Origin of the sequence: Paenibacillus caui, assembly GCF_019904135.1 — a bacterium.
Lineage (GTDB): Bacteria > Bacillota > Bacilli > Paenibacillales > Paenibacillaceae > Fontibacillus > Fontibacillus caui.
Genome location: NZ_JAIOGQ010000018.1, coordinates 55,213 through 80,621, shown reverse-complemented (window position 1 = coordinate 80,621; position 25,409 = coordinate 55,213). Strand labels below are relative to the sequence as shown.

Below are 25,409 nucleotides of genomic sequence, written 5' to 3'. Positions count from 1 at the left end.
TTGCATTATGGCGGAGAATGGAATTAACCGCCTATTCCTAAAAACTTCTTGAACCGCGTAAAAGCGCCCTTCTTCTGATTAAGCGGCATAAGCGGAACCGTATCGCCAAGAATCCGGCGAGCGATGTTCCGATAGGCGATAGCGGCCCCCGAATCCGGATTCATTACGGTCGGTTCACCGTTGTTCGCCGCCTTGATGACATGTTCGTCATCCGGCACAATGCCGATCAGATCGATGTTAAGCACCTGGATCACATCTTCGATGTCCAGCATATCCCCGGACTTGACCATGTTCGGGCGAATCCGGTTCACGACCAGCTTGGGCGACTCGACATGAGATCCTTCCAGCAGGCCGATAATGCGGTCCGCGTCACGGACAGACGCATGTTCAGGCGTCGTAACGACAATGGCCCGGTCGGCTCCGGCGATGGCATTTTTGAAGCCCTGCTCAATTCCGGCAGGACAATCGATAATGACATATTCATACTCTTTCTTCAGCTCCAGAACGATATCGCGGACCTGCTCCGGGGAAATCGCATTTTTGTCCTTGGTCTGGGCTGCGGGAAGCATATACAGCTCATCGAACCGCTTGTCCTTCACAAGGGCCTGGTTCAAACGGCAGCGGCCTTCGGCTACGTCGCAAATATCGTAAATAATCCGGTTCTCCAGTCCCATCACCACATCCAGGTTCCGCAGACCGATATCCGTATCCACAAGACACACCTTTTTCCCCAAAAGCGCAAGCGCCGTACCTATATTAGCCGATGTAGTTGTCTTGCCTACTCCGCCTTTGCCTGAAGTGACGACAATTGCCTCTCCCATATCTACACCCCTTTAAACACATTGAAGTCCGGACGAACTTTTCCCACGTTGTTTATTTTATCAATCTGCATGGTTCCTCCCCGCAGAAAAGCAAACTCCATGCTGGACTCCCGGTTCTCCCATTCGTCGGGAGGCCTGCTGATAATCTCGGCAATCCGAAGCTGCGTCGGCGCCATGTAAGAAGCAGCGATGATGGCGAATTCGTTGCCATCCGCTCCCGCATGGGCCATGCCCCGGAGAGCTCCGACCACAATGACGTCTCCGCTGCATATGATCTGGCCGCCCGGATTCACATCGCCCAAAAACAACAGATTGCCCTCATGCCGCAAAACTTGTCCGGACCGAACCAAACCGCATAGCGTATGCAGGGAAGATCCGGCCTCGTCTTCCGGAACGCAGCCCTGCGTCTCGACCGAACGGATCAGCAGGTTCCCCTTTTGCTTCAATGTATCGAGAATTAGCGTTTTCTGTTCCTCGGAAATATTACGCATGCCCAGCTTCACATCGACATGCATAATCGGACCTGTCAATATATTCTGGTGGCTATGCTCCAATTTATAGCGCAATTCATTCAGCAATTCTGAAAATTCGCATTGATCATCAAGCAGGAAAACCAGGCCATCTTTGATGCCCTTGATTGTCACATGGTTGGATTTTACCGTCATCGCCTGTCCCTCCCCTTATGTTAATTCGCGCAAGGGTTGCTTTTTTCCTGCTTTCTACGCAAATTGACAGCCGGCGGCTTAAGCCTTTTCCTCCTGGGAACGGCGACTCGTCCTGTTTTCCAGATAGCGCCTAAGCGGAACATAGACGGCAAGCGCAAAAATAAAATGAAAAATCATATTCGGAACCATATGGTTCATGAGTGCCCAGCTATATGCGTGATGATCCAATTCAAACAGCTTGTAGATGCCGAATAAAATGGAATCAAGCATCAGGCTGCCCGTCAGTATGGCAAACAGCATCAAAGGAAGCGGCGTCCGTCCAAATTTGAAGATCAGGCCGATCAGATAGGCGGTAAATCCCATGCCAAACGAGTAGGGTCCAATCATTGCCCCATAGTAGACTACATCCTGGAGAAGGCCGAACAGGAGGCCGAGCAGCAAAGCTTTATGCCTGTTTTCATAAACGGCAACAAACAGGATGACGATAAAGACCAAGTGTGGAATAAGACGTGTCTGCCATAACGGAGGAATAAACCATGGCAGGACGGATCCTTCCGCTATGAACAATCCGAACAAAAGGAGAACAAGAAGATACCGGCGTTTTCCCATTATTGCGGAACCTCGGGCGTAATGACGACAAAAAGCTCGTTCCAATCGGAAAACTCGGTAGCAGGCTCAATATATGCCGTATCCGTCAATCCGTATGAACCTTTCTGCCGGCTGACTACCTTGCCGATGACCATAAATCGCGGAAATTCTCCTCCAAGTCCCGATGATATAATGGTATCCCCTTCTTTCAGCGGGTCGTCGCTCTTGATTTTGGTCATGAGGAACATGCCTTTATCCGAATCAAAGCTTTCGATCATGCCGAACGATTTGTTTTCATTCCCCTGAACGGTAGCCGCGATCGCGTTCGAATTGGGGTCTTTGGGGTCAAGCGTAGTGAGCAGCTTTACCGTCGAGGTAAAGTTGCTCACATGGCTGACCGTGCCTACGAGGCCCTTGTCGGAAGTGACCGCCATGCCATTTTTGATCCCGTTTTGGCTACCCAGATTAATGACCAGCGAACGGTTATCCGGATCATTGCTCACACTGATTACTTGCGCAATCCGATATTCATAGTCTTTGTTTCGCGCTTTCTGTTCATCCGTAAACTTCAGCAAATTAGAGTAGCGTTCATTATCCTGCTCGATTGAGTTGTATCTGGCTTTATCGCGCGTATAATGCGCCAGCGCAATCTTGAGCTCTTCGTTCTCCTTCTGGAGGGATCTCAGATTAGCTATATCTTCAAAGAAGCCCGTTATGTAGGAGACGGGCTTGTAGACAATATACTGTACAAATCCGACGGTGTCTTTCGTAAACTTCTCCGGCCAGGATAACCCCGCTCGCGGGCCGAGTGTAAATCCCATCACCGCAATGAACAGGATGAGTCCCATCAGCAGGAAAAAAAGCCGTTTATTTCCCAGCAATTTGAACAGTGTAAGCACCCTCTAACCATACATTTTCTCTCCCACTTCAAGGGTGGTTTATCTATTTTAACGTTTCGAACGGGCGGACTGGCTTCTGGTTTTAAACATATGGATGTTGTCAAGCGCACGGCCTGTCCCGATCGCTACACAATCAAGGGGATTTTCGGCAACAATGACCGGCATTCCCGTCTCTTCCGCCAGCAGCTTGTCAAGATTCCGCAGCAGCGCTCCCCCGCCTGTAAGCACGATACCCCGGTCCATAATGTCGGCGGCAAGTTCCGGCGGACACTTCTCAAGGGTCACTTTCACGGCCTCGACAATCGCGCCCACCGTATCGTTTAAAGCCTCGGAAATTTCATCGGATGTGATCGAAATCGTCTTTGGCAAGCCTGTGACGAGATCGCGCCCGCGAATTTCCATTGTCTCAACGGTTTCAAGCGGCATGGCCGATCCGATGTCCATCTTGAGCTGCTCCGCCGTTCTTTCCCCAATCATCAGGTTATACTGGCGTTTGATATATTGAATGATGGACTCATCCATTTCATCGCCCGCCACACGTACGGATTTGCTGGTCACAATGCCTCCGAGCGAAATAACGGCTACCTCCGTAGTGCCTCCGCCGATATCGACGACCATGCTGCCTGTCGGTTCCCATACCGGCAAATCCGCTCCAATAGCTGCCGCAAACGGCTCCTCAATCGTATAAGCTTCCCGTGCTCCCGCCTGCTTTGTCGCATCCTCGACGGCACGCTGTTCAACAGCCGTAATGCCGGAAGGCACGCATACCATAACATTCGGATGGCGCTGAAACATGGAGCGCTGCTTTTGAGCCTGGCTGATAAAATATTTGATCATGGTAGCCGTCGTATCAAAGTCGGCTATGACGCCATCTTTCATCGGACGAATGGCACGGATGTTTCCAGGAGTTCGGCCAATCATCTTCTTCGCCGATTCCCCAACCGCCACAATGCTCTTGGTGTCCGTATGAATGGCTACCACGGAAGGTTCTCTTACAACAATTCCTTTGCCGCGAACATAAACGAGCGTATTCGCTGTTCCCAAATCAATCCCCAAGTCTTTCGTAAAGCCACCAAACATGCTGTATTCTCCTTTTCTTATATCGCCCTGTTTCGGCATGATATCTGGACTATTATATTACATCAAACCTTGTTCCTTCAAACTGACAAATTCCCCGTCCCCGACAATGATATGATCCAAAACGTCAATGCCGACAATTTCTCCTGCTTCGCAAAGCCGTTTGGTGATATGAATATCCTCCGGACTTGGCGCGGGGTCTCCGCTTGGATGATTATGAGCGCAAACGATGGATGCGCTGCTGCATTTGATGGCCGCCCTGAACACTTCCCGAGGATGAACGATCGAAGCGTTCAGGCTTCCTATGGAAAGCGTCTCCTGGCCGATGAGGTGATTTTTGGTGTTCAGAAACAAACATACAAAATGTTCCTTCTGGAGATACCTGAGCTGATCCATGACCACTTCCGCAGCGTCTCTTGGACTGCGGATTACCGGGGACTCTCCCAGGCTCGAGCGCGCCAGCCTTCTGCCGATTTCAACCCCGGCAAGAAGCTGGATAGCCTTGGCCTCTCCGATTCCTTTAATCTGCATCAATTCATCAATGCTAAGATCAACGAGATTCCGGATGCCTCCCGCCCTGGAAAGAATTCTCTGGGCAACATGTATGGCAGACTCCTGATGTGTTCCTGTCCGAAGCAGTATTGCAAGCAGTTCAGCATGGCTCAGCGCACCCGCTCCATATCGCATCATGCGTTCTCTCGGTCGTTCTTCATGGGGGATGTCGCGCAGCATATATTGCGGCGACTCCATCGTGTTATCCTCTTTTCATCTAAAAATAACTGCAGGCTGCGGACAATCTCTAAGGCTGCCCGTAAATACGTGCATTCAAGTAACGTTTAATGAAGGTTAAAAGTTTCAATCCAGCACTTGAAGTCCGAGTTCGCCCAGCATATCGGCAAGAAGCGATAGAGGCAAACCCACCACGTTGAAATAGTCGCCTTCAATTCGGGTAACCAGGGAAGCGCCCAAGCCTTGAATCCCGTATGCTCCGGCCTTGTCGAGCCCTTCTCCGCTCCGGACGTAGGCCATCACTTCGTTCCGGGATAAAGGCTTCATGGTAACCTTTGTAGCCCTCGAGCGGACAATGGTTCGTCCGGTTTCAGCGTCGATACAGGCCACCCCCGTATAAACCTCATGATCCCTTCCTTGCAGGGAGGAAATCATGGAAGCGGCTTCTTCTTCATCCCTGGGCTTGCCCAAAATCTGTTCATCCTTGACGACTACCGTATCGCTTCCTACGATAATCGCCTCGGGCTTTGTCCCTAGTGAATCATAAACCTGCTGCGCTTTGCGCAGAGCAAGCTCGGTCACCATTTTCTCCGGATTCCAGTCCTGTGGAACAGTCTCATCTGCATGGCTTGGCATTACGGTGAACGGAATGCCGAGGACAGCCACAAGCTCTTGTCTGCGAGGGGAAGAAGAGGCTAGAATGATGGATTTGGAAGACTTCGTATTCAAACGCAGGAGCTCCTTCATGCCGGTCATATCTCAGCGGCAAACAGGCAGCAAACATTCAGTGTAATTGCCGCAGCCGGCTTAATCGTTAGTAGTTGTAGATTTGTAAAGATTACTGAAACGCAAAGCTTATTATAAGCTTGGAAAAAACAAAATGGCCCCAGTGTGACAAGAGTAGTAATCCCTGTCAAGCCTCGCCATTTTTTGACACTACATTATTATAAGGTTATTTGTGCCGCAATACAAACAGAAATCCGGCAGGGGAAAGTATTTCCTTCTCCTGCCGTAACCGGTCAGCCAGCCCCGCTTCAATTTTCCCGAAACAGCTGCTGTTCATCCAGTATGTAGCGCATGATTGAATTCTGCACTTCCCATAAATGCGACTTTGCTTTTGTTTTGCCAAACTGCTGAAGCGCTTCGACGGCGCTGTTCATCTCCGTTTCCATGCTCTGTACAAGCTGGCTGTCGCTGACGGTAAATCCGCTGCGTATAGCGGCCGCGCTTTGCGTAAAACTCACATGCTTCTCCTTCAGGCTGGCAAGAAGATCGGGATCCGCCGCCGGTGACTCTTCCAGCAGCAGCGAAGCCGACGTTTCGCTTAACAGCTTGACGAGCTCGGCGCTCAGCTCGGCATACGCCTCCAGCGAATCGCTCGCATTGCTGTAGCGGACAACCGCGGTAGTCGGAATAACCGCTTCATGCAGGATCAGATTGACGCCTTCAGCCTTCAGCTGTCCGCTTAGCAGCTTGGCCTGCTCCCGGTCCGGAGAGATGCCCGCGTAAACCCGATTATCGTTCAGGGTGTCCTTGGCTGCCGCTAGTCCGGAATCCTGAAGCTCCTGCTGGGCTTGTTCCACTCTTTCCGGCGTGCTGAAAACGCCGTATTGCAGAAAATAGTAGCTCTGCTCCGGAAGCGACAGCTGTACGGCCGGCGCATCGGATGCATCTTCGCTGGCTTCGCCCGTTACAGGCAGCGCGTCCACCGCCCTTTCCGCAGATTGACGAATTTCCGAGAGACCCGGAATCGGGAACTCCACTTCCTTATTAAATAAAGACAATACGACCAGACCGAACAAGGCTCCGGTGACAACCGCCCCGGTGACCGACCCGAATACTTTCCAGCCCGACGAACGGGAAGGCGGCCGGTAGTTTATCGGCTCATCCGTCCACAGCGGTTCCGCGCGGTTGAATCGCTCCTCCACGTCAAGGCGAAAATCGCGGCCTGCCGTATCTGTTTCGTATACAGGTCCATTTTCGTACATCGGGCCTTTTTCGTACATCGGATCTTTTTCGTATACCGGGCCATATTCCAAATCCTCTTCGCGGCCATAAGCTCTGTCATGCCCTCCGTCACGAGCCCGGTCATGAACCGGTTCAGGCTTCCTCTCATCTGTTTCGATCACACCCTGCAGCCCAATCGACGAGTGGTTTTGAAACGGATTGCCCCAGTCCTCCTGTATGTCAGTCCAGTTCCCGCGAAGCACCCCCGTCTCAGCAGAGGGCTCGTACTTCCGGACGGCTCGCCCGGTTTCATTGTCATCAGGCGTCGTCTGATGGCTGACAGCTGTATCCAATAACGATTCACTTTCCGGAGAACGGGCTGTTCCCGGTTCGTTAAACCGGAATGTCATTCTGGCTTTATTCACCGTCACACTCTCCTTGTCCATCTTCTATACTTAAAACGTATGATAGAGTTCAAAGAGATATGCTTGCATCAGCCTACATACTTTTCGGGATCATCAGCAGTTCCCGGATATCCTGTTCCGACCAGATCGATTTATCGGCCTCCGCGGCACCTAAGACATCCCGGATCAAATCCTTCTTTCGTTGCTGCAGCTCCAGCATTTTGTCTTCAATGGTTCCTTTTGCCGTAAGGCGTATGACCTGAACCGACTTTTTCTGGCCCAGCCGATGGGCCCGTCCCGCCGCCTGGTCTTCCACCGCCGGATTCCACCACAGATCATACAGCACCACCGTATCCGCGCCTGTCAGGTTCAGTCCCGTTCCGCCCGCCTTCAGGGAAATGAGGAAAATATCCTTTTCGCCCTGATTAAAACGGGCACACATGTCCACGCGCTCTCTGGCAGCGGTTTGGCCATCGAGATAAAAGGAGGACAGACCGTGACCGGTCAGTTCTCTCCTGATGAGTTCAAGCATACCGGTAAATTGGGAGAAGATCAGCATCCTTTTTCCGCCGGACATGCATTCGTTTACAATTTCCATAAGCTGCTCAAGCTTCCCGGATGACCCTTGATAGTTATCGATAAATAAACCGGGATGGCAGCATAGCTGCCGAAGCCGGGTAATACCGGCCAATATCTTTAACCGGCTTTTTTGGAAGCCCGCGGTCTCCAAATCCTCTTCCGTCTTTTTCTGCAGTTTGCTCAGGTAGACGGCATACAGCTTCTTCTGTTCCAACGTCAGCTCCGAGCGGGTCACCGTTTCAATTTTTTCCGGCAGCTCACGAAGCACTTCCGATTTCATCCTGCGCAAAATAAAGGGGCTCACCGCACGGGAAAGCTTGTCCCGGGACATCTCTTTAAATGCCTTTCTGCCGGTAAACAATTCGGGAAACACCGCATCCATAATCGACCACAGCTCGTCCAGCGAATTCTCAATCGGCGTCCCGGTAAGAGCGAAGCGCCGTCCGGCGACAATTTCCTTAACCGCTTGAGCCGTTTGTGTGGCATGATTCTTAAATGCCTGGGCTTCATCGAGAATCATGCTTCCGAATCTGAGGGACGCGTATATGTCCGTATCCCTGCGCAGCAAAGGGTAAGAGGTGATGATCACATCCGTATCCGAAAGATCCGCCGTCAGCTCATTCATTCGCTCGTCCTTGCTCCCCGCTACGACCTTTACCTTCAATTCGGGCGCAAATTTGGCAAACTCGTTCTCCCAATTATAGATCAGGGAAGCAGGGGTTACGATCAGCCCGGGAAGGCGCTCTACTTCAGGGAGGCGCTCTTCGTCAAGCCGCTCGGACAGAAGAAACGCGATGGTCTGCAGCGTTTTGCCGAGCCCCATATCGTCGGCGAGGATGCCTCCAAAGCGGTATTTGGCAAGCATTTTGAGCCAGCGGTAGCCCCGTTTCTGGTAATCGCGCATTACGTCTGCCAGGCTGGGCGGGACGTCCAGCTCAAGGCGCTCGGGATCGCGGATCTGCTCGAGAAAGCGGGACAGCGCTTTTCCTTGCCTGACTCCGTCACGGTATGTGCCGTCCAAATAAAGCGCGCGAACCAAGGGAACCCGGGCCGAGCCGGCCAAATCGCTTTTCCTCAGCCCCAGATCGTGATAAAGGCCGGCAAATCCGGCGAAACCGTCCTCTTCCAGGGACAGAAACGCGCCGTCCGGCAGGCGGTAGTAATTTTTCCGTTCTATAACCGCCAGAAGGATGCGCCGGATTTCCTTTTCGTCCACTCCATCCATGGAGAAAGAAATCTCGAGCCAGTTCATGGAAGCGTCTGCATCAATCAAAGTCTGGAACGTATCTTTGCCGGTGTGCACCCAATCCCGGACCGCCTGCGTAGCATAAACTTCCGCCTCGTTCTCGAGTGACGGAAGCAGCCGGAACAGCACTTCATAAATGGCCTCTTCCTCAGCCGTTATCCATTCATCGCCTTGCTCGGCAAGCCCCAGGCGGGCAACCGCGGACAATACCCGGGCTTCCTGCTCCGTATCTCTTAGGAGAATGGAATCCTCATGGATGGTCTGCCGCTGCTCTCTTCTAAGCGGAAAAATAACGATTCCGTCGTAATGAAATTCAAGCCGGATATAGAGCGTATCGTCCAGGCGATCCAGAAACAGCTTGGCCGCCAGCTTCGGCTGGATGATGCGGGACTCAATCGACCGGTCAATCGAAACAGTCCCCAGCGTTCTTAATTTCGGAACTACTTTTTCGATAAAAGCGTCGATTTGGCGGTCCGGAATTTCAAGCCCTTCCTCTTCCTCGAGGCCGGCCCGGTCCATCGCATTTTTGAATTCCTTAAGCATGCCCAGCCTGGCTGCGGACATCCGGTATACGTTCCCCCGGAAAACGGCGCAGTCGTAAGCCGGCATCAGCACCGTCTCCCCCAGGCCGCTTGCCACAAGAAGACAGCGCTGCGTCCCCTGCTTCTTCAGTTGAAAATCGATAGGGGGTCTCTTGTCGGTCAGCTGCATTTCGGCGGTAAAGCCTCCCGGCAGTTCCATAACCGCCCCGGCGGCAGCCAGCGAGTCCGCAAGCCGGTCCCAGGCAAGAGGCGGAATCAAAAGCTGCTTTTGAAGCGCGGACGATCTGCTTTTTCCGGTAAAACTGCTTTTTCCGGATGGCCTGCTAAACATGTGCCCGGACGCTTCATAAACGCGTTCACTGGCATAAATGGATACGAGCTGCTTCAGCACATCGTTGTCCTGTTCCTTGAATCTATGTAGAGGGTCATACGTAAACCCTTTGCTGAAAGGCAGCGGTTTGTTCTGATCCACATGCTCGAGAAACTGCCGGATATCCCGGACCGTGTAGAGCCGCCCCGGGCCTATCTTCACGCTGACGGCAAACCTGGAATTGCCGCTCGAATACAGCCCTTCCTCCAGGTGGCAGGTGAACTCCGCACCCAGCATCTCCTTCCTTTCGTCGGTCGTGTATATCGGAGGGGCGGCCAGACCGGCAGCACGGGTCTTCCCGCCAGACGCTGCCGATTGCCCGCCGCCGAACAAATCGATAAGCTGCGTGGCAACCCGTTCATGGCGGCGGCTTTCGGCAGGATCCATCGTTGGGGAGGCGGATCCCATAGCCATGTCCTCTTCCCCGTGTTTCGGACGTTGACCGTCTTCCGCAATCAGCTGGATCAGCACAGCGGCAATATGACTGCAGTAGCGAAAATGAGTATGAAAAGCAGGGCATTCGCACCGGGCCTCCGGCATGTCTTCCTCCCGCAAATCCACCGATACACTGTACCGTTCCCGTCCATCCACAGCCGCGCTGTAGCGGTTGACATCTGTCTTCTCAAGCTCGGTTATAAGACCTAATCTATAGTATTCCTTGCCTATTTTATAGGCATCGGGACCGCACAAGGTTCGGACCGTCCATGAATTCAGCATACGTTTACGGTATCCTTTCAAGTGTTTATTCAACTATAGCATATTTGCACTTTCCTTATTCAATTCCAAGGGTTGCCCGAAAGAAAGGCCATTAAGCCTGTAAAGGGCTGGCCGCCTGGCCCGCGTACCTCATCAGACATAAAAAAAATGGCCCGGGCAGAAAGTTCTTTCGCCCAGCCATTTTAAAAGTTCTGCAGTGCTTTCTATTTAAAAATCGACTTCATAGCCCATATCTCCAATGACTTCACCTGCAGCGTGCCATCTGCCCAGACCTGAAGGCCAAGGGCGTCCGGGCGGCTTGGATAAGCACGGGTAGTCAGGCTTTTAAGACCGTTTGCGTACATTTCAATCATCGAATGATCCACATAAATGTGAAGGTCCGGATCCTCTCCCTTAAGCTCCAGATGCCCTCCCTGGATACCGCCGCAGCGTTCTTCCGGACTTCGTGACGTTTTGCTTCGATCCGCTTTCAGCATTTGCTCGCCGGCATCATAATACAGCAGCGTCTCTTCTTCTCCGCCCGGGGAGCGCCGGACTTTAATCCCCATCTGTGTTGCCGTTCCGGCCTTCAGGCGGATGCGGATCTCCAGCATGTCGCCTTGAATGCCGCTGATTAGCCGATTGATCTGCTCCACAGGCACATCATGGATGTCGGCCAGTTTCTCGCCGCGAAGCGACTGCAGCTCTTCAATCGGTTCAACCCCGATACGTCCGTCCTGCCTTAGGAAAAGATGAACAGGCAACCCGGCGTTATGCGCCCATCCGGCTTCATATTCGGCTTTGGAGGTGCGTTCCCCCTGGGCAATCGTGAATACGATGTTTCTACCCGTCCGCGGATCGACCATACCGCTGGGACCGGTAAAATGAAAATCCCCGACATCCACCAGCTGCGGCTCCTCCTGGTCGGGATGGAATTTCACGTTTTCTTTGTCCAGCTCGCCGATCCAGTAAAAGACCTCGACATCGGCACCCGAGCCAACCGGACTGATCAGAAAGAGATGCTTGGTTCTTCCCTCCGCGTCCTCTCCCAGCGGCAGCAGAACGGGAAGCTCCCAAACCGGGCCCAAATAAGGGTATTTCTCATCATTGCCGATGTAAAAAGGGCCCTTGTACGTCCAGTCCAGCATATTGTCCGATACGAAAGCGAGCGCAGTTCCGCCTTGGCCATCCGTGCCGGAGCAGACGAGCATATACCACTTCGTCCCGTCCCGCCAGACAAAAGGATCGCGAAAATCGCCGAACAGCCCCATCCCTTGCTTCTGAATGATCAGCGGGTCCGGATGCTTGATCCAGCGAACAAGATCGTTATCCCCGTCCTCTTCAAAAGTGCTGCGCGCCAGCGCTATCCGCTGATTCGGCGATGCGCCGTCATGCCCGGCGGTGAAGAACAGCACCGGCAGGCCGGATTCATCGTAGGAAGCGCTTCCAGACCAAATGCCGTCAGGCGCAAGCTCATCTCTCTCCGGTGCAAGGGCTACCGGCAGATCCCGCCAGTGGACGAGATCATCGCTGACCCAATGCCCCCAGTGGATGCCGTGGAAATAAGGACCTTGCGGATTATGCTGGTAAAACAAATGATATTGTCCGTTGAAATAAACCGGCGCGTGAGGCTCGTTCATCCAGTGTGCAGGCGGACTGATATGGAACTTTGGACGGTGTTTGTCTTGGAGCAGGGGGCTTCGGTCGAGCGCAATATCTTCCTTGCGGATGGGCGGAAGATCGCCGCCGTGAACGGACAACGTTTGGGCAAACGAGGCTGCGATCTCCTCAGCCGAAAGGGCATCCCCATAGAGTTTAACCTCATCGATCAGACCGCTGAACATGCTCAGCGTAAATATCTCCGCGAGCTTCGCCGGGCAGTTGTTTCTCCCGATCAGCAGATCCCCCGGCCCTGCTTCGAGCCGGCTTCCGGGGCTGATATCCTTTGATCCGGCTTCGCGTCCGTTTAGATAAAGCTTGACGGTTCCTTCGCTTCCGTTAAAAACCGCCGCGATATGGGACCACTGATTTTTGCGAAGCGGATAGGCGTCATCAGCCCATACCTCCGTCCACCCGCCGTCCAGTCCGAACTGGAATGACCAGGAACCGTGCCGGAACATGCCTAAAATATAGCCGTGGCAAAGCTCACGGTCATGCTGGTTCACAATGGCCGACAATTTGCCTTCATCCCCCCACTCATAAGAGCGGGGGGCAACCCAGGCTTCAATGCTAAAGGAGGCACAGGAAAGTCTCTTCCCGTTTTCGTGGCGCACGTACGTGGAATATCCGTCAAAGGACAAGCTGCCGCCATGAACGCCCGGCCTCCACTGCGGATCGCGGGACACGGTATAGCTGGCCTCATTGAACACATAATGAACGGCGTCCTCCTGTCCGGTTACGGCTTCCCTGACTGTCCTCCCTTTTCCTTCATCCATAGGCCAATAAGCGATTAATTCCTTTCGCCCAGCTCCATTCATCATCGGTTCCCCTTATCTATAGATGGATTCCAGCTCATGAACATGCAGATCAAGCACTGCTGCGCTCCCGCCCAGCGCGTAAAACTCCATGTCTCCGCCAGGCTGCCCGGGAAAAATCTGATCCGTCATGACGGTCTTTCCGCCATCTCCAAACACCTCGACCGAGCTGCGGTCCACCCAGATCTGAAGCTGTACCGTTCCATCCGCTGGATTCATTCGGGCGCTGTGTCTGCATGCAAAATCGGGATGAAACTTGGTCTCGCCGGAGACGGTTCGGTCGATAAACAGCTCCTGACTCCTTGCGTCATAACCTACTTTCGTCTCCTGTCCCTGTATCCCGGTGCTTAGCTTCAGACCTACTTCAGCCGCCTGCCCCAGCTCAAACAGCACCTCGATCTCCAACAGCTGCCGGTTATGGCTCAAGCGGAAATCAGCCCCGGGCTTAAGGTCAAAGCGGTCCCGGCTTTCTGTTGATAGACGGAGCTTCCGCAGTTCTCTGACCGGGGTTTGAACGAGACGAAGGCCATCCTTCTCCTGCTTCAGATACAGCTCACGCGGGAGGGTCATGGCTCCGCGCCACGACTCGGCCGGGATGATCTTCGCATATTTCCAGTTGTTCATCCAGCCGATATAAATTCTCCGGCCGTCGCTGTCCGGAATATCGCTCCACGATACACCGGCATAGTTGTCGCGGCCGTCATCAAGCCACAGGACTTCGTCAGCCGGACGGTCGTTCCTGAATTCCCGCCCGTCGAACTCGCCAATAAAATACTGCGTCTTTGATCCGGCCTCAGGACTGTCGCCAATGCTCACGATCATGATCCATTTGCTTCTGCCGCCCCCGGCTGAAAGCCGAAACAAATCCGGGCATTCCCAGACTCCGTCGTGCGAGCCCTCGCCTATGCCAAAGTGGCTGGCGAACGACCATTCCCGCAAATTTGGCGAGGTATAGAAGGCGATCCGGTCCCCGGCCGCCAGCAGCATGACCCAAAGGCCGCTGTCTTCATGCCAGAACACTTTCGGGTCCCGGAAATCCTGATAGTTCTCATCCGAAAGAACCGGATTTCCAGCGTATTTGGTCCAGGTCCTGCCGCGGTCCTTGCTGAAAGCTATGCCTTGACACTGAAACGGGGTCCCAGATTCAGATCCGTCATCCGCCAATGTGAACAGGGCAACCAAACCCGACCCTCCGTTAAAAAGGCCGCTGCTGTCATCCTGGTCAACCACGCAGCATCCCGAGAAGATCATCCCTGCCTCATCGGGAAATAGAGCGATCGGCAAATGCTCCCAGTGCACCAGATCCCTGCTTACGGCGTGTCCCCAATGCATCGGTCCCCAGACACAGCTGTCTGGATGATGCTGATAAAATAAATGGTATTCCCCTTCATAATAAACAAGCCCATTCGGATCATTCATCCAATTTGCAGCCGGAGTAAAATGAAACTGCGGCCGAAGCGTCTCGTTAAACTGCTCTGTCATATGAACCCGTCACCTCTCTGATTCCGGGCAGGTATGATTTCCTGCACGATTCTCCCACCCATCTTTATATAATGTTTTTTGATCTATATAAGTTGAATAAATGATTGAATCATATGTCACTACGAAGATGGATAGTTCTTTAAGGTCGCTGTTCCCCCCGGATTTCTTTGAATAGGCCTTAACTAAGGAGAAATCCGGGGACAAAGGCGAACGCTTCGCTTCTTCAGAATCTATCCATCTATGATTATTTGATGTTTTGGTTGTAGCGGTCAAGACCTTTCTGATAAACCTCCATCAATTCTTTAAGGCCCATCTTGTCGAGCGTTTTCACATAATTGTCCCACTCCGCATCGATATTGCCGTCAACGATGAATTTCCCTCTCTGCGTATTCACGAATTTAATCAGCTCCGGCTCGATCCGGTTAATCGTATCCAGCTCTTCCGGCAGGAAAAAGATGCCCGGATAATTCTCCTTCTCCATATAGGGCTCATAGAATTTCTCCAGATCCACCTTGCGCTGCTTGGCGCGCGGCTCCATATCCACAATCTTTCCGAAATCGTCTTTGGTGATCACACCCGGCGCCCCGGCTCCGGGGGCAACCTTTTGGCGGAATTCGCCCGCTGAAACGCCTTCCGGAAGCGGCAAATTCACCAATTTTCCGCTAGCGTCCTTCTTATACACAACATCGATCGGACCCCAGTGAATTTGCGCCGCCATGTAAGGTTCGTACTGCTGATCAATCCACCGCATCGTAATTTCAGGATACTTATCCGCCTTCGTAATCACAAATGATCCGCGTGCAGGCCCGCCGCCATTGGCACGGCCGATGCCCTGCTTCCCGCCGGGTCCTTTCAGCGGAGGCACCAGCGCATAATCCTTACCCCGGTCAGCGCCTACAACCTCTTCGATCTCCCACCAAACGAAGGATCCCAGCGTTTCATCGGAAGTTTTGCCTTTAGCCAAATATTGGGGCGCATCCTGGGTGAACGATTCGGGATCAATCAGTCCTTGCTTATACCACTTCTCATTAAAATATTTCAGGGCTTCCTTGTACTCCGGCTGAACTGCGGTAAAGATAACCTTCCCGTCCCGAACGATCCGGTGTTCCAAATTGTCCGGCAGTCCAAACGCGCCGAACAATCCGCCGATATCCATACACCACTGCATGTGCATAAAGCTTAAAGGAATTTCGTCCGGTTTGCCGTTTTCATTTGGATCCTGGTTTTTAAAGGCTACCAGAGCATCGGTATACTCATCAAGCGTTTCCGGGAATTTGAGTCCAAGCTTATCCAGCCACTTTGTATTGATCGCATGGAAGAACGGATTCGTTCCGATTTCATTTTCTTCAAAGGTCGGCAGTCCGTAGATATGCCCATCTGGTGCAGTGATGGCTGCCTTGATATCCGGCCTCTTCTCCAGCAGCTTCTTCAAATTGGGGGCATACTTGTCGATCAAATCCTCCAGCGGCAGGATCGTGCCGTCCTTACCATAGGTCACGAGATCGTAGTCCGTAAACCCGGCGGCATAAAACGCGTCCGGAAGCGTGTCGCTCGCGACCAGCAGATTCTTTTTCTCGACATAGTCGGTATCCGGGATGTTCTCCCAGTCGATTTTCACATTGGTTTCCTTCTCCAGCTTTTTGAAGATTTCCATCTCACTGAAATTCGGGGCCAGAGCGGCTTTAGGAGCAACTACTTTCAATGTCACCGGTTCTTTGACGATCGGCAATCCTTCTTTGTTGAAATTGGTATCCTGTTCAGCCTTGCCCACATACCCGTTCCCATTGCCCGAACTCCCGCCGGAACAGCCCGCCAGAACCAAAGCTCCGGCAAGCATTACAGCTGAGGCGGATCTTACAATCTTTTTCATTTGTTCATAACCTCCCTTATTGATCACCATGACTTCTGGCACTGCTGCTAATAGCCCCTACAAAAACCGAGAGGCTGCTCCGTCCCGGGTGGACCACCCCCCTTCAGTGTTCAGACGTCTATCCCTTGATAGAGCCGATCATGACACCTTTGACAAAATATTTTTGCAGGAAGGGATACAAAATCAGTAAAGGCAAGCTGGACACGATGATCACGCCGTATTTGATCAGCTCGGTGACCCGCATCTTCGCGGCATAGGATTCCACATCGACCATCATGTTTGCGTTCACCTGGTTTTGAACGAGAATATTCCGCAGAACCAGCTGGAGCGGGTACTTCTTCTCGTCATTGAGATAAATCAGGGCGTCGAAGAATCCGTTCCAGAAGCCGACGATATGATAAAGCACCATTACCGCGATAATCGCCTTCGATAAAGGAAGCACGATGCTCAGAAAATATCTCCAGTTGGAACAGCCGTCGATGGAAGCCGCCTCCCACATTTCATCCGGCAGCGAGGACTGGAAGAAGGTACGTACGATAATGATATTGAACACGCCTCCGGCACCGGGCAGGGCCAAAGCCCAAATGGTATTCAGCATATTCAGATCCTTGATGAGCAAATAGGTTGGAATGAGTCCTCCGCTAAAAAACATCGTAGCGAGCAGAAACCACATGATGGTCCCTCTTCCCACCAAATCTTTTCTGGATAGCGGATAGGCCGCAAGCACCGTCAGCGATACTCCGATCAGCGTCCCCACCACTGCGTACAGAATGGAGTTCGCATACCCGCGCCAGATGGAAGAGTCGTTAAATATCCGGTCATAGCCGTCCCAGGTGAACCCCCGGGGAAACAGCCACACTTCTCCGGAATAAACCAAATTGGGGTCGCTTATGGAAGCAATCAGGATAAAATACAGCGGATAAAGCACCGTCAGCATGATGAGGGTCAACAGAATATAGTTGGCAGCGTCAAACAACATATCGCCTTTTGTTTTTCTGCTTAGTAGAGTGTTCACGGCGGGTCCCTCCTACCACAGGCTGGTTTCTGTCAGTTTTTTGGCAATTCGGTTGACTGCAACGATCAAAATGATATTGATCACGGAGTTAAACAGGCCGATGGCTGTCGAGAAGCTGTACTGCGATTTTTGAATCCCCAATTCGTACACATAAGTAGGAATGATGTTCGAGGTGGCGTAGTTCAGGTCACTTTGCATCAAGAAAGCCTTTTCAAAACCAATGCTCATAATATTGCCCAAGGCAAGGATCAGCAGGATCACGATCGTCGGCAAAATCGCCGGAATATCCACGTGCCAAACCCGCTTCCATTTGTTTGCGCCATCCATGACAGCGGCTTCATGAAGCTCCGGATTGACTCCCGCTAGGGCGGCTAAATAAATAATGGTTGAGAAGCCCGTCTCCTGCCAAATGCCGGACAAAATATACAGGGGGCGAAACCAGTTCTCGTCAGCCATAAACAGTACCGGTTTTCCGCCAAAAAACGAAATGATATGATTTACAATGCCGCTGTTGGGCGACAGGAACACGTTCAGCATACCGACTAGGACGACAGTGGAAATAAAATGCGGTGCGTAGATGACAGACTGGACAAATTTCTTGTATCGTTTGGCGAGCATTTGATTCAGCATGATGGCCACGATAATCGGCACCGGAAAACTGAAGACAAGCGACAGAAAGCTTAACGTGATCGTGTTCTCGATAAGGTTCCAGAAATTATAGGAGTCAAAGAACTGCTGAAAGTATTTGAAGCCGACCCATTCGCTGCCCCATATGCCCCGGCTTGGCGAAAAGTCTTTGAAGGCAATCTGAACCCCATACATCGGATAATACCTGAATACCAAATAAAGGATAATAATCGGCAGCAGGAACAAATAAAGCTCGTAATTGCGTTTTATTTTGCGCCAGGTATGTTTTTCGGGCTTGATTGTCTGAGCGTACTCATGTGGAGTGCTGATCTCCCTGTTCGTCAACATCATGCTTCCCCCTTTAAAATAAAGCGCTATCATTTTATTAAAACGATTACGTAATCGTTTTAATAAAATGTCCGGCTAATCTTTCGCAAAAGAATTAGCTCGAATTTCGGATAACCAGCTCTGTCGCCAGTTTGACCTCCCGATAAGGATTCTCCGGTTGTTCGATTCGCTCAAGCAGCATTCTTGCCGCTGTCTCCCCCAGTTCAATGGAAGGCTGCCTGACCATGGATAGAGCCGGCTGCGTGACCTGGGCCCATTCGTAGTCGTCAAAGCCGATAATGGCGATCTCATCAGGAATTTTGATCTTGTGTTCCTGTAAATAGGATAACGCTCCCATCGTCATCACGTTGTTGGCCACCAAAATAGCCGTAACTTCCGTTTCCTGCACCAGCTTTTTCGCCAGAACATAACCGCTCTTGAAGCTGGAGTGGGCGGAATCCGCGACCTGGATCAGCTTGTCGTCAACCGCTATTCCCTTCTCCGTCAGCGCCCTTTTGTAGCCATCCAATCTTTCGTCGCTGCTGGTGATTCCGAGTGACCCGGTAATAAACCCAATACGGCGATGTCCCTTCTTAAGGAAGTGGGTGACCGCCTGGTACGCTCCTTCTCCCCCGTCCGACAGAACACAGTCGCCTTGCATTCGCGTGGGTTTGCGGTCAATAAAGACCAGCGGATAATCTTCAAGCGTCATATCGCTTAAGTAAGAATGATCGTCAAAAGTCGGCGCCATAATTAAACCGTCAATCAGGTGGGAATTGAATGCTTTGATTTGTTCCCGCTCAACGTCGATATCCTCTTTGGAATTGCTCAATATGAGGTTGTATCCGCTTTCTTTTAAAACGTTTTCTATCCCTTGTGCTACAGACATGAAAAAGAAGTTCGAGGTATCCTGCGGCATAATCGGAACCAGCAGGCCGATAATTTTCGACTTCTTGCTGCGCAGGCTTCTGGCAACCGAATTCGGCCTGTAATTGAGCTCCCGCATAGCGTCGTAGACTTTCTTGCGCGTCTCCTTCATGACAAACCGTGTACCGTTAATGACATGGGATACGGTCGCCGTTGAAACATTGGCCCGTTTCGCTACATCTTTGATTCTTACCATGGGTTTTCTCTCCATTTAATCGTTTACGTAATCGATTAACTCTACACCTCACATGATAAATTTCGGAATAATTGTTGTCAATAATTAATTTGTATTTCTCCCACCCAATTTTTGATCTCCCTAAAAGTATTTAAAAATACGACAAAAAGCGTCCCCCTTGGAGGGGACGCGGTATTTATCGAAATTCGCGCAGTGCCTCAGTCGCTTAGGTTTAGTTCTCCCGTATCTGCTTGGCCAGCGCGTAGCCGACCTTCCAGATATCGCCGGCTCCCATGGTGAGAACCAAATCTCCCGACTGCAGCCGTCCCGTCAAATCCTGAATAACTTCTTCCTTAGTCGGGATGTATCTTGCTCCGGCATTGCTGTTCTGCTTGATCAGCTCAACCAGCTTGGACGAGCTTACGCCTTCAATCTGCTTCTCGCCCGCAGGTGAGTAAATGTCGGTGATAATCACCTCATTCGCATCCCCAAATGCTTTGCTGAACGCATCAAGCAGGAAAAAGGTGCGCGTATAGCGCTGCGGCTGAAAGACGGCGATAATCCGTTTGCCTGTCGCTTTGGCCGCACTGATTGTCGCCTGAATTTCCGTCGGGTGATGGGCGTAATCGTCGATTACCAGGATGCCGTCCGCTTCACCCAGCACCTGAAACCGGCGCTTGGCTCCGTGAAAATGAGACAGAGCCTCGGCAATCCCTTCGAAAGGAATGCCCGCTTCCAAACAAACGATAACTGTTGCGAGCGCATTGTATACATTGTGCTGACCAGGAATCGGCAGTTCAATGCTGCCCAGCTTTTGCTTGTTATGGTTCACCGTAAACGTGATTTTGCGGTCGCCGAGCACGATATCGCTGGCCGTATAATCACAGGCCTGTTTGATGCCGTAAGTAATAACTGAAGCTTTCACCTGCGGCAGCAGCTCGTGTATCGTTTCATCATCGCCGCAGACAACGGCCTTGCCTTCCGCTTTGGTCTGATTCAGAAACTGAACATAAGCTTCCTTCAGATGCCCGAAATCGCCGCCATAATTTTCAAGATGGTCGGCTTCGATATTGGTCACGACAGAGAGGGCCGGAAAATAGTGCAGAAAGGAGCCGTCGCTTTCATCCGCTTCCGCGACAACATACTTTCCCTTCCCGGCTTTCGCATTCGTCCCGATATTCATAATTTCTCCGCCTATGATATAGGTCGGGTCGGTCCCGCATTCCTCCATCACAAGCGCGATCATGGAGGAGGTTGTCGTCTTGCCGTGAGCTCCGGCAACGGCCACCCCGCTGCGTTCATTCAGCAGCCGGGCCAGCATCTGCGAACGGTGAAAAACCGGAATGCCCTGTTCCTGGGCCTCCACCCGTTCTACATTGTCCTTCGGGAGCGCCGTGGAGTAAACAACCATATCGGCGCCATGCACCTGCTCGGCCGTGTGCCCGATATAAATTTTGGCTCCTTTAGCCGCGAGTTTCTCTGTAAGTTCCTGGGAAGCGACGTCGGATCCTGTGACGGTATACCCCATCTCCAGCATGACACGGGCAATCGCACTCATACCATAGCCGCCGATCCCGATAAAATGAACGTGTTCTGTAACCGTATTTGACATTGTTTTCACCAGCCTTTTTCAGAATCGGTTTGATGCAGAAGAGCTGCCCGAACATCGGAAATTAAATAGAGCGTACCGGATACGACCCCGAGATCCTCCGCTTCCGTCTGCGATTTAAGGATTTCGAGAGCCGTTTTCCAATCAGGTTCCACGATGACTTTAAGCTCCGGCTTCGCTATACTTTCCTTCAGTTCCTGTACAAGGCTTAACAATGCCCCGGCATCCATTTTCCTGCGAAAATCCGGCTCCGTAAGGATGAGTGTATCCACTATTGGTAATATATGCTTGAAGTAACCGTGATGATGCTTGTTAGCCAGCATGCCCATCATCAAATTGAGCTTGCGGTAACGGTACACTTCCGGAATCGATTTGGAAAGCGTCTCCGCCCCTTCCGGATTATGGGCACCGTCAAGAACGATGCGCGGATCTTTGCTGACCAGTTCCATACGGCCAGCCCATGCCGTATTTCGAAACCCGCGTTTTACATCCTCATCGTCCAGGACAAATGCCATATATTGTCTCAGCACTTCCAGAACCATGATCGCTCCGGAAGCGTTTTTGCATTGATGTTCGCCCTGCAGCCCGATATCCAGGCCGATTTCCCGAAACGGTCCCTTGAAGAGCAGACTCTGTTCGTTCTCATGAATTCCGCCTCTCTCATAGGTGAACTGCTCTCCGAGCAGATAGAGGGCGGACTTGTTCTCGGCAGCCGTATTCTTCATGATACGGATCACTTCAGGCTGCTCTACGCAGCTAATAACAGGAACTCCGGGCTTGATGATGCCGGCCTTCTCCGCTGCAATCTTCTCCAGCGTGTCTCCCAAAATATCGGTATGGTCATACCCGACATTGGTGATTAGGGAAACGACCGGCGTTACGATGTTTGTTACATCCATCCTTCCCCCCAGGCCGGTCTCCCAAACAACGACATCCGGATAGCAAACTTCGGCATAATAGAGAATGGCCAAAGCCGTCGATACCTCGAACATCGTAGGCGAACCCAGTTCGGTCGCCGCTATTTCCTGTACAAGCGGGTAAAGGCGGTTCGACAGCTCCAGCAGGACGCTCTCGGGTATATCTTCACCGTTATACTGAAAACGATTCGTAAATTTTGTAATATATGGGGACGTATAAGTTCCCACAGCATAACCGCTTTCCCGCAGCGCGCCGGTCAAAAAAGCGCAGGACGAACCTTTGCCGTTCGTACCGGCGACGTGAATAAATTTCAGCCGCCGGTGCGGGTTGCCCAGCCGGTCCATCATAGCGTGAATCCGGTCCAGTCCCGGACGGATGCCGAACGGGATAAGAGCGTTGATCCATTCGACCGCTTCGTCGTAGGAACGAAGCGGGGCCCGGGTTTCTCCTTCAAGTACGTTCATGTTAGTTCACCTTAACCCTTCAGCTCTTCGATCCGGGCAAGCACTTTGGCGCGTTTGTCCGCATAATCCTTCTGCTTCGCTCGCTCCTCTTCAATGACATGCGCAGGAGCCTTCGAGACAAAGCCCTGATTGCTCAGCTTCTTGTCAACCCGCTCGACTTCCTTGTTTAGGTGGTCCAGCTCCTTCTCCAGGCGAGCGATTTCCTGGTTGATATCCAGCAGTCCGGCCAGCGGCAAATACAGCTCCGCTCCCGTAACAACAGCCGTCATTGCTTTCTCCGGAGTCGCGGTTTCCAAGGAAGAGGCAAAATCGGAAGTGTTGCAGAAACGCTGGATGTAATGCTCGTTGCGCTTGATGATATTTTGCAGATCGGCAGATGCCGGCTTCAGCAAAAGCTCAACCTTCTTGCTCATCGGCACGTTCACTTCCGCCCGGATATTGCGGACCGCGCGAATGATATCGATCAGCAGGCTCATCTCTGCAACAGCATCAGGAGCCGCAAGAGCTTCATCATAGGCAGGCCACTCCGCAAGTGAAATCGTCTCGCCCCGGTGCGGCAGATGCTGCCAGATTTCCTCTGTGATGAACGGCATAAACGGATGCATCAGGCGAAGCGTGCGGTCCAGCACATAGGCAAGCACCGATTGCGTCTTCGATTTGGCGGCCGCGTCGTCGCCATAGAGCGAGAGCTTCGAGAACTCGATATACCAGTCGCACAGGTCATCCCAGATGAAGTTGTACAGCAGCCGTCCGGTTTCCCCAAATTCATAGGAGTCGATCAAGCGTGTAATGTCGCGGGCCGTTTCATTGAAACGGTGCAGGATCCAGCGGTCGGCTGTGCCAAGGTTCCCGCTGATGTCGATTTGATCTGCCGTCACGCCTTCCAGATTCATCAAAGCGAAGCGGGAAGCGTTCCAGATCTTGTTCGCAAAATTGCGCGCCTGCTCGACACGCTCCCAGCGGAAACGCAAATCCTGTCCCGGCGTGCTGCTTGTCGAAATCATGTAGCGCATGGCGTCCGTGCCGTATTTCTCGATGACCTCAAGCGGATCGACGCCATTGCCAAGCGATTTGGACATTTTGCGGCCTTCGCTGTCTCTGACCAAACCATGCATAAGCACGTCTTTAAACGGCATTTCGCCTGTAAATTCAAGCCCTTGGAAAATCATCCGCGCCACCCAGAAATAAATGATGTCGTAGCCGGTTACCAGCACGTTTGTCGGATAATAGCGTTTAAAATCCTCGCTGTTTAAGTCCGGCCAGCCGAGCGTTGAGAACGGCCACAGGGCGGAGCTGAACCAAGTATCCAGCACATCCTCGTCCTGTCTAAGATCGTCCTTGCCCAGCTTCGCGCGCGCTTCCTCTTCATTCTTCGCTACAACAAACTCGCCGGTCGACTCCGAATACCAGGCGGGAATCCGGTGTCCCCACCAGAGCTGGCGGGAAATGCACCAATCCCGGACATTTTCGATCCAGTTCAGATAGGTTTTCTCAAACCGTTCGGGTACAAAATTGACGCCCTTGCCTGATTTTTGCGCCTCAATCGCCGCTTCCGCAAGCGGCCCCATCTTCACAAACCACTGTGTGGACAGGTACGGCTCTACAACGGCGCCGGATCTTTCGCTGTGCCCGACTTGGTGGACGTGATCTTCAATCCGGATCAGCACGCCAAGCTCTTTGAGATCGCTGACAATTTGCTTGCGCGCATCCGCACGGTCAAGCCCCTGGTACTTGCCCGCATCCGCGTTCATCGTACCGGTCTCATCCATAACCGTAATTTGCGGGAGATTATGGCGAAGCCCCACTTCAAAGTCGTTCGGGTCATGCGCCGGCGTAATTTTGACGGCCCCGCTGCCAAACTCCTTCTCGACATAATCGTCGGCGATAATCGGGATTTCCCGGCCGATAATCGGCAGAATCAGCGTTTTGCCAATCAAATCCTTATAACGCTCGTCCTTTGGATGTACGGCAACAGCCGTATCGCCGAGCATCGTTTCCGGACGGGTCGTAGCCACCGTAATATGGCCGCTGCCGTCTTTAAGCGGATACTGCAGATGGTACAGATGCCCATTAACCTCTTTGTACTCCACCTCGATGTCGGAGAGCGCCGTGCGTGCGGCAGGGTCCCAGTTGATAATTCTTTTTCCGCGATAAATCAGGCCTTTCTCGTAAAGCTTCACAAACACTTCCCGTACGGCCTCGGACAACCCTTCATCCAGCGTAAAACGCTCCCGGGAATAGTCGAGCGAAAAGCCCATTTTGGCCCACTGCTCATGAATGGTGTTCGCGTACTTGTCTTTCCATTCCCAAACCTTCTCCAAAAACTTCTCGCGCCCCAGATCGTAGCGGCTTACCCCTTCCTCGCGGAGCTTCTGCTCCACCTTGGCCTGGGTAGCAATGCCGGCGTGGTCCGAGCCCGGAATCCATAAAGCGTCATAGCCCTGCATCCGCTTGGTGCGGATCAGAATATCCTGCAGGGTACAATCATTCGCATGGCCGATGTGCAGCATGCCTGTTACGTTCGGCGGGGGAATGACGATCGTATAGGGCTCGGCATCCTTTCTCTGGCCTGCTTTAAAAAATTCATTATCCATCCAGTAGCGGTACCATTTCTGTTCCGCCGCTTTCGGATCATACGTGGTCGGCATTTCTGCCGATGCTGCTAGTTTTTGCTCCTGTGTCATTTTCTTCGATTACCTCCTGCTCTTTGGCCAAAAAAATACAAAAAGCCCTTCGTCTCAAAGGACGAAAGGGCTTTATCTCTCGCGGTACCACCTTTGTTTCGCCTAAAACCGCCAGCGCTCTTGTTCAAATGTTCAAAAAAAGAGGGGTTCAAGCGACACTTGATTAGCAGGGTAACGGCTGCGAGCCGGCCTGCTCTAACCCGGGTAAGGGGCTCAAACAGGCGACTTCCGGGCGACTTCGATCAGCTGTATCCTGCGGAATCTCACAGCTTAA

Annotated in this window: 18 protein-coding genes; all 18 read right to left on the bottom strand. The window is 52.2% G+C overall.

The features are described 5' to 3' along the window. Positions 1-23 precede the first annotated feature (23 nt). A complete protein-coding gene (minD, locus tag K7397_RS12370) occupies positions 24-821 on the bottom strand; it encodes a septum site-determining protein MinD (protein ID WP_223068269.1) in 798 nt (265 codons plus the stop codon). A 2-nt stretch (positions 822-823) separates the two neighbouring features. Then, a complete protein-coding gene (locus K7397_RS12365; protein WP_223068268.1) occupies positions 824-1,486 on the bottom strand; it encodes a septum site-determining protein MinC in 663 nt (220 codons plus the stop codon). A gap of 78 nt (positions 1,487-1,564) precedes the next feature. Beyond that, the gene (gene mreD / locus K7397_RS12360; RefSeq protein WP_223068267.1) at positions 1,565-2,095 is read right to left on the bottom strand and encodes a rod shape-determining protein MreD; all 531 of its coding nucleotides are present in this window, start codon (positions 2,093-2,095) and stop codon (positions 1,565-1,567) included. Continuing rightward, positions 2,095-2,973, bottom strand: a complete 879-nt coding sequence (gene mreC / locus K7397_RS12355) for a rod shape-determining protein MreC (protein WP_223068266.1) — start codon at positions 2,971-2,973, stop codon at positions 2,095-2,097. Before mreC ends, mreD begins: the two co-directional genes overlap by 1 nt. A gap of 48 nt (positions 2,974-3,021) precedes the next feature. After that, on the bottom strand, positions 3,022-4,053 hold the full coding sequence (locus K7397_RS12350; RefSeq protein ID WP_223068265.1) for a rod shape-determining protein: 1,032 nt from the start codon (positions 4,051-4,053) through the stop codon (positions 3,022-3,024). Positions 4,054-4,110: 57 nt separating this feature from the next. After that, positions 4,111-4,800: a RadC family protein gene (gene radC / locus K7397_RS12345; protein ID WP_223068264.1), complete on the bottom strand. Its 690-nt coding sequence runs from the start codon at positions 4,798-4,800 to the stop codon at positions 4,111-4,113. Positions 4,801-4,905: 105 nt separating this feature from the next. Beyond that, complete coding sequence (locus K7397_RS12340; protein WP_223068263.1) at positions 4,906-5,508, bottom strand: Maf family protein; 603 nt, start codon at positions 5,506-5,508, stop codon at positions 4,906-4,908. 305 nt (positions 5,509-5,813) lie between these two features. Then, the gene (locus tag K7397_RS12335; protein ID WP_223068262.1) at positions 5,814-7,151 is read right to left on the bottom strand and encodes an SPOR domain-containing protein; all 1,338 of its coding nucleotides are present in this window, start codon (positions 7,149-7,151) and stop codon (positions 5,814-5,816) included. Positions 7,152-7,224: 73 nt separating this feature from the next. Further along, positions 7,225-10,584, bottom strand: coding sequence for a DEAD/DEAH box helicase (locus K7397_RS12330; protein WP_223068261.1), 3,360 nt, complete (start codon positions 10,582-10,584; stop codon positions 7,225-7,227). 203 nt (positions 10,585-10,787) lie between these two features. Continuing rightward, positions 10,788-13,043 carry a LamG-like jellyroll fold domain-containing protein gene (locus tag K7397_RS12325; RefSeq protein ID WP_223068260.1) on the bottom strand — a complete coding sequence of 752 codons (2,256 nt, stop codon included), beginning with the start codon at positions 13,041-13,043 and terminating at the stop codon, positions 10,788-10,790. A 9-nt stretch (positions 13,044-13,052) separates the two neighbouring features. After that, positions 13,053-14,519 carry a glycoside hydrolase family 32 protein gene (locus K7397_RS12320; protein WP_223068259.1) on the bottom strand — a complete coding sequence of 489 codons (1,467 nt, stop codon included), beginning with the start codon at positions 14,517-14,519 and terminating at the stop codon, positions 13,053-13,055. A 244-nt stretch (positions 14,520-14,763) separates the two neighbouring features. Further along, positions 14,764-16,389, bottom strand: a complete 1,626-nt coding sequence (locus K7397_RS12315; RefSeq protein ID WP_223068258.1) for an ABC transporter substrate-binding protein — start codon at positions 16,387-16,389, stop codon at positions 14,764-14,766. Positions 16,390-16,507: 118 nt separating this feature from the next. After that, positions 16,508-17,404 carry a carbohydrate ABC transporter permease gene (locus K7397_RS12310; protein WP_223068257.1) on the bottom strand — a complete coding sequence of 299 codons (897 nt, stop codon included), beginning with the start codon at positions 17,402-17,404 and terminating at the stop codon, positions 16,508-16,510. Between the two features lie 12 nt (positions 17,405-17,416). Then, positions 17,417-18,382, bottom strand: coding sequence for an ABC transporter permease (locus K7397_RS12305; RefSeq protein ID WP_237690874.1), 966 nt, complete (start codon positions 18,380-18,382; stop codon positions 17,417-17,419). A gap of 91 nt (positions 18,383-18,473) precedes the next feature. Further along, positions 18,474-19,481, bottom strand: coding sequence for a LacI family DNA-binding transcriptional regulator (locus K7397_RS12300; RefSeq protein WP_223068255.1), 1,008 nt, complete (start codon positions 19,479-19,481; stop codon positions 18,474-18,476). Positions 19,482-19,692: 211 nt separating this feature from the next. Next, positions 19,693-21,072, bottom strand: coding sequence for a UDP-N-acetylmuramate--L-alanine ligase (gene murC, locus K7397_RS12295; RefSeq protein WP_223068254.1), 1,380 nt, complete (start codon positions 21,070-21,072; stop codon positions 19,693-19,695). Between the two features lie 5 nt (positions 21,073-21,077). Further along, entirely contained in the window at positions 21,078-22,451 is a 1,374-nt protein-coding gene (locus tag K7397_RS12290; protein WP_223068253.1) for a bifunctional folylpolyglutamate synthase/dihydrofolate synthase, read from the bottom strand. Positions 22,452-22,462: 11 nt separating this feature from the next. Continuing rightward, positions 22,463-25,135, bottom strand: coding sequence for a valine--tRNA ligase (locus K7397_RS12285; protein WP_223068252.1), 2,673 nt, complete (start codon positions 25,133-25,135; stop codon positions 22,463-22,465). Positions 25,136-25,409 lie beyond the last annotated feature (274 nt).

Coding starts and splice junctions, on each gene's coding strand:
- minD (WP_223068269.1), bottom strand. CDS start 821: ATGGGAGAGGCAATTGTCGTCACTTCAGGCAAAGGCGGAGTAGGCAAG.
- K7397_RS12365 (WP_223068268.1), bottom strand. CDS start 1,486: ATGACGGTAAAATCCAACCATGTGACAATCAAGGGCATCAAAGATGGC.
- mreD (WP_223068267.1), bottom strand. CDS start 2,095: ATGGGAAAACGCCGGTATCTTCTTGTTCTCCTTTTGTTCGGATTGTTC.
- K7397_RS12350 (WP_223068265.1), bottom strand. CDS start 4,053: ATGTTTGGTGGCTTTACGAAAGACTTGGGGATTGATTTGGGAACAGCG.
- radC (WP_223068264.1), bottom strand. CDS start 4,800: ATGGAGTCGCCGCAATATATGCTGCGCGACATCCCCCATGAAGAACGA.
- K7397_RS12330 (WP_223068261.1), bottom strand. CDS start 10,584: ATGCTGAATTCATGGACGGTCCGAACCTTGTGCGGTCCCGATGCCTAT.
- K7397_RS12325 (WP_223068260.1), bottom strand. CDS start 13,043: ATGATGAATGGAGCTGGGCGAAAGGAATTAATCGCTTATTGGCCTATG.
- K7397_RS12320 (WP_223068259.1), bottom strand. CDS start 14,519: ATGACAGAGCAGTTTAACGAGACGCTTCGGCCGCAGTTTCATTTTACT.
- K7397_RS12315 (WP_223068258.1), bottom strand. CDS start 16,389: ATGAAAAAGATTGTAAGATCCGCCTCAGCTGTAATGCTTGCCGGAGCT.
- K7397_RS12305 (WP_237690874.1), bottom strand. CDS start 18,382: ATGATGTTGACGAACAGGGAGATCAGCACTCCACATGAGTACGCTCAG.
- K7397_RS12300 (WP_223068255.1), bottom strand. CDS start 19,481: ATGGTAAGAATCAAAGATGTAGCGAAACGGGCCAATGTTTCAACGGCG.
- murC (WP_223068254.1), bottom strand. CDS start 21,072: ATGTCAAATACGGTTACAGAACACGTTCATTTTATCGGGATCGGCGGC.
- K7397_RS12290 (WP_223068253.1), bottom strand. CDS start 22,451: ATGAACGTACTTGAAGGAGAAACCCGGGCCCCGCTTCGTTCCTACGAC.
- K7397_RS12285 (WP_223068252.1), bottom strand. CDS start 25,135: ATGACACAGGAGCAAAAACTAGCAGCATCGGCAGAAATGCCGACCACG.